Origin of the sequence: Chryseobacterium sp. 2TAF14, from assembly GCF_052115105.1 — a bacterium.
In the GTDB taxonomy this organism is placed as follows: Bacteria; Bacteroidota; Bacteroidia; order Flavobacteriales; family Weeksellaceae; genus Chryseobacterium.
In genome coordinates this window covers 1-5297 of record NZ_JBFRGA010000185.1, presented here as the reverse complement: position 1 = coordinate 5297, position 5297 = coordinate 1, and the positions used below count along the sequence as shown (strand labels likewise).

At 34.9% G+C, this 5297-nt stretch carries 4 protein-coding genes; all 4 read left to right on the top strand.

The genetic code is table 11. From position 1 onward, the window contains the following. Positions 1-1798, top strand: a 1798-nt coding sequence (gene acs, locus AB4Y90_RS15135; protein WP_441558373.1) for an acetate--CoA ligase, incomplete at its 5' end; no start/stop codon positions are given. 62 nt (positions 1799-1860) lie between these two features. After that, positions 1861-2835 (top strand): XAC2610-related protein, encoded by a 975-nt coding sequence (locus AB4Y90_RS15130; protein ID WP_441558371.1) that lies wholly within the window; start codon positions 1861-1863, stop codon positions 2833-2835. A 158-nt stretch (positions 2836-2993) separates the two neighbouring features. Next, a complete protein-coding gene (locus AB4Y90_RS15125; RefSeq protein WP_441558370.1) occupies positions 2994-3359 on the top strand; it encodes a hypothetical protein in 366 nt (121 codons plus the stop codon). A 120-nt stretch (positions 3360-3479) separates the two neighbouring features. Beyond that, the coding region (locus AB4Y90_RS15120; RefSeq protein ID WP_441558369.1) for a RelA/SpoT family protein at positions 3480-5297 on the top strand (1818 nt) is incomplete at its 3' end.

The window sequence follows — 5297 nt, the reverse complement described above, 5'->3', positions numbered from 1 at the left end:
GTATCAAAGATGGAGCAAGGTCGTAAAATATGACATGAATGAAGCGAAAATCACCTGGTTTAAAGATGCTAAATTAAATATTACAAAAAACTGTCTCGACAGACATCTATCTGTAAGAGGCGATAAAACCGCTATCATTTGGGAACCCAACGATCCAAAAGAAGAAGCACAGCATATTTCTTACAACGATTTATACACCAGAGTCAACAAAACAGCCAACATCCTGCGTGAAATGGGTATTGAAAAAGGCGACAGAGTCTGCATTTACCTTCCCATGATTCCCGAATTGGCAGTTACGATGTTGGCGTGCGCAAAATTAGGAGCGATTCATTCTGTGATTTTTGCAGGATTTTCTGCTTCGGCGGTGGTTTCAAGAGTAAACGACTGTGGCGCAAAAATGCTGATCACTTCAGACGGAAGTTACAGAGGGAGCAAAGTTTTAGATTTAAAATCTATTATTGATGAAGCTTTAGAAAAATGTCCGACTGTTGAAAAAACTTTGGTTGTAAAACGCACTCACAACGAAGTAAAAATGAAGGAAGGAAGAGATTTCTGGATGGATGAATTATACGAAAAAGCTTCTGCAGATTTCGTTACCGTTATTATGGATGCAGAAGATCCGTTGTTTATTTTGTACACTTCTGGTTCTACAGGAAAGCCGAAAGGAATGCTCCATACTTCCGCAGGTTATATGGTTTATTCTGCTTATACTTTCAAAAATGTTTTTAATTATCAGGAAAATGATATTTACTGGTGTACCGCAGATATCGGTTGGATTACCGGACATTCTTACATTCTTTACGGACCATTATTAAACGGCGCAACAACCGTTATTTTCGAAGGTATTCCTACTTATCCTGAACCGGACAGATTTTGGGAAGTTATTGAAAAGCATAAAGTTACACAATTTTATACAGCTCCCACTGCAATTCGCTCTTTAGCAAAAGAAAGCACAGAATGGGTTGATAAACATGATTTAAGCTCATTAAGAGTAATCGGATCTGTTGGAGAACCTATCAATGATGAAGCTTGGCATTGGTTTAACGATCATGTCGGAAGAAAAAAATGTCCGATCGTTGATACTTGGTGGCAAACTGAAACGGGAGGAATCATGATCTCTCCAATTCCGTTTGTAACGCCTACAAAACCAACTTATGCAACACTTCCGTTACCGGGAATCCAGCCTGTTTTAATGGATGATAAACGCAATGAAATTACAGGAAATCAGGTTACGGGAAATCTTTGCATCCGATTTCCGTGGCCGGGAATTGCGAGAACAATCTGGGGCGATCATCAAAGATATAAAGAAACCTATTTTACAGCATTTCCGGGAAAATATTTTACCGGTGACGGCGCTTTGAGGGATGAAGTAGGTTATTACAGGATTACCGGTCGAGTTGATGATGTGGTAATTGTTTCGGGACACAATCTGGGAACTGCACCAATTGAAGACAGTATTAATGAGCATCCTGCCGTTGCAGAATCTGCAATTGTTGGCTTTCCACACGACATTAAAGGAAGCGCTTTGTATGGTTTTGTAATTTTAAAAGACTCAGGTTCCGACAGAAAACAGGAAAATCTGGTTAAAGAAATTAATCAACTTATTTCAGATCAGATTGGCCCGATTGCTAAACTCGACAAGATTCAGTTTGTTTCGGGACTTCCAAAAACACGTTCCGGGAAAATTATGCGTAGGATTTTAAGAAAAATTGCAGAAGGAGATTTCAGTAATTTTGGCGATACTTCTACCCTTTTAAACCCTGAAATTGTGGAGGAAATTAAAAATGGGAGAATTTAATTTTAATTGAATAATTTAGAAGCCTGTTTATTTTTAGACAGGCTTTTTTTAAATTTTTAAAGATGAAAAAACTTATTATCCTATTATTCCCCTGTATTTTTTTGAATGCTCAAAACTACAAAATCACAGATTTTTCTAAAGACCTCTATGCCACAATTACCACAAAAACAAAAGACAAATCTTCACAGACCCTTAAAGTTTTTGGGTTAAAAAATAAAAAACCGCTTATCATTGAGGAAGTACATCTCGATGAATATGATTTTAAAAGTACAAAATCAAACATTGCGGAAATTCCTTACGGTCATCAAAGTATTATAATTTATGACGATTTCAACTTCGACGGTAAAAAAGATATTGCTTTGAAATATGGAAATGAAAGTTGCTATGGAGGACCCTCATATACAGTTTATCTTTATCAAAATAACAGTTTTGTAGAAAATTCGGATTTTTCTGATTTAGCACAAAACTATTGTGGCTTTTTTCAAGTTGATCAATCAAAAAAGCAAATACATGTCATGACAAAATCAGGTTGCTGTTGGCATCAATATTCTGATTTTATTATAAAAAATGGCGATCCTTTTCTTATAAAGCAATCCGAAGAAGAGCTGAATATTTCCGGACTTTATTTTGAAACTTCAGTTAAGGAATGGAAAAACAAATACATCACCTATAAATACAAGACGATCGCTGCAGACATCATATCTGATTACATTCTCGTAAGCTATACATTAGAAAACAATAAAAGAATGTATCTCATCAAGACCGAAAACAATAATCTTTATTATTTTTTCACAAAGAAAAACGGTGACATTGAACTCATGTATCATGATATATTTTTATATTCTAAAAAAGAAAATTCGCTCTTTTTCGGAATTGGCAATATAAAATACAAAATTTTCAATAATAGAATTGAGGTTACCGTTGATAAATCTAAAACCATTATAAACGCAGATGTTAATACCAGAAAAAATAACATCTCAACTATTTATAATACTTTTAAAAATGAAAATATACAAAATCTCGAAATCTTGAATTAATATAAACTAATTCAAACACTAACAATCCAATAGATACGGTCATAATTTTCATTAAAAACCTATAGATAAAATAAAATATTTAAATTTTTATTAAATTTTTCACAATCATATTAAAAATATTTATATCTTTAGATAACCAATACAAAAACAATATTACTATGTCAAGCATCTTAGCAGGATTATTTGGACCGCACAGTGACTACAAAAAACTCGAAAAAGAAATTGAAGGTTTAGGATTCTCAGATTCCGAGTACATTGTGTACCTTAGTGACGATCATCATAACTCCCAGTACTTGGCGAGTGTGGAAATAAAAAACAGAGATCTTACCGATAAAGTGAGGCACATCTTTGATGACAACCTTGTACGCAGAACTTATTTATTCGAAAATATGAGCATCGACCAGGCTTCATACATCAATCTGAAAAGATTAATTGATGCAAGAAGCAAAGCTGAAATTCACAGCAGCCCCGATGTGAGAATAAAATCACAGCACGACGGAATGAATTCTGAAGTAAAAGCATAACATTAAAAACTAAAAACTTATAACCGAATCCGTAGAATTATTTCTGCGGATTTTTGGTTTTATACATCGACCAATCATAATATTTTTCGTATTTTCGTTTAAACAAAGCCTTTTACACAGATGAGTTACGACTTGGAACAAGAAAATAAAGAAATCTCTGCGAGGTATAAAGACCTGATTTCTAACACATATAGAACTTTGGATGAAGAAAACAATAAGCTCATCCGAAAGGCTTTTGATATTGCTCTAGATGCCCACAAAGACCAGAGAAGAAAATCTGGTGAACCTTACATATATCATCCCATTGCTGTTGCTAAAATTGTTGCTACAGAAATTGGTTTAGGAGCTTCATCAATTGCCTGTGCGCTATTGCACGACGTTATAGAAGATTCGGAATATACTTACGAAGACCTGAAAAAGATCTTTGGAGAAAGAATTGCGGGTGTTGTCAACGGACTGACGAAGATCTCGATCATGAATCATCAGAATATTTCTGTACAATCTGAAAATTACAGAAAATTATTATTAACACTTTCTGAAGATTTCCGTGTTATCCTGATCAAAATTGCAGACCGCCTTCACAATATGCGAACGTTGCAAAGCATGGCGCCCGACAAGCAGAAAAAAATTGCTTCAGAAACGGTCTACATTTACGCACCGATGGCTCACAGATTGGGATTATACAATATTAAATCTGAGCTTGAAGATTTATCTTTAAAGTACAATAATCCTGATGTTTATAATGAGATCACCGAAAAATTGGAGCTGGCAAAAGAAAGCAGAATCCGCTACATCGATGAGTTTACCAAAGAAGTTTCTGAAAGACTGAAGGATGAAGGGTTAAATGTAAGTATAAAAGGTCGTGCAAAAGCCATCTCTTCTATTTACAGGAAAATGCTTAAACAGGGCGTTTCTTTTGAAGAAGTTTTCGATAATTATGCGATCAGGATCATTTATAAATCTGATGCCAAGAATGAAAAATTCCTGGCCTGGAAAATCTATTCGATCGTTACAGACGTTTATCACAGTAACCCATCAAGAATGCGTGACTGGATTACCCAACCGCGTTCTACAGGCTATGAAAGTCTGCACTTAACCGTTCTTGGTCCCGACCGGAAATGGATCGAAGTACAGATCCGTTCCGAAAGAATGGATGATATTGCCGAAAAAGGTGTTGCTGCCCATTACAAATACAAAGAAGGTTACAAGCAAAGCAACGAAGACCGCAATTTTGAAAGCTGGGTTACCGAAATACGCGATGTACTAGAACAGCAGCAGAATCTCACCACTACCGAGCTTTTAGATAACATTAAACTCAATTTATATTCGAAAGAAGTTTTTGTGTTTACGCCAAAAGGTGAAATTAAAATTCTCCCGACCAATGCGACGGCTTTAGACTTTGCATTTTCGGTACATTCAGATTTGGGAATGAAATGTTTAGGAGCAAAAATCAACGGAAAGCTGGTTCCTATTTCGTATATTCTTCAAAATGGGGATCAGGTAGATATACTTTCATCACAAAATCAAAAACCAAAATCTGACTGGCTTGAGTTTGTAGTGACCTCAAAAGCTAAATCAAAAATAAAAAGTTTTCTTAATTCTGAGAAAAATTCTTTTGTAGAAGAAGGAAAAGAAATCCTTCAGAGAAAGCTTCGTCATGCAAAAATTAATTTTAATGATGAAGAAATCAATAAGCTTCAGAAATTTTTCAACCTTAAAACTTCTCAGGAATTATTTTTAAAGTTTCAGACTAACGAACTGGATGCAAGCAGCTTAAGAAAATATATTGAAAGTAAAAACGTTTTCAACAACTTACTTTCAAGGTTTAAAAGAAATACCAACAAAAACCAGCATTACGAAGAGCCGAAAGAGATCAATCTCGATATGATTGTTTTCGGGAAAGATGAAGAGAAGCTTAATTATACTTATGCAAAATGT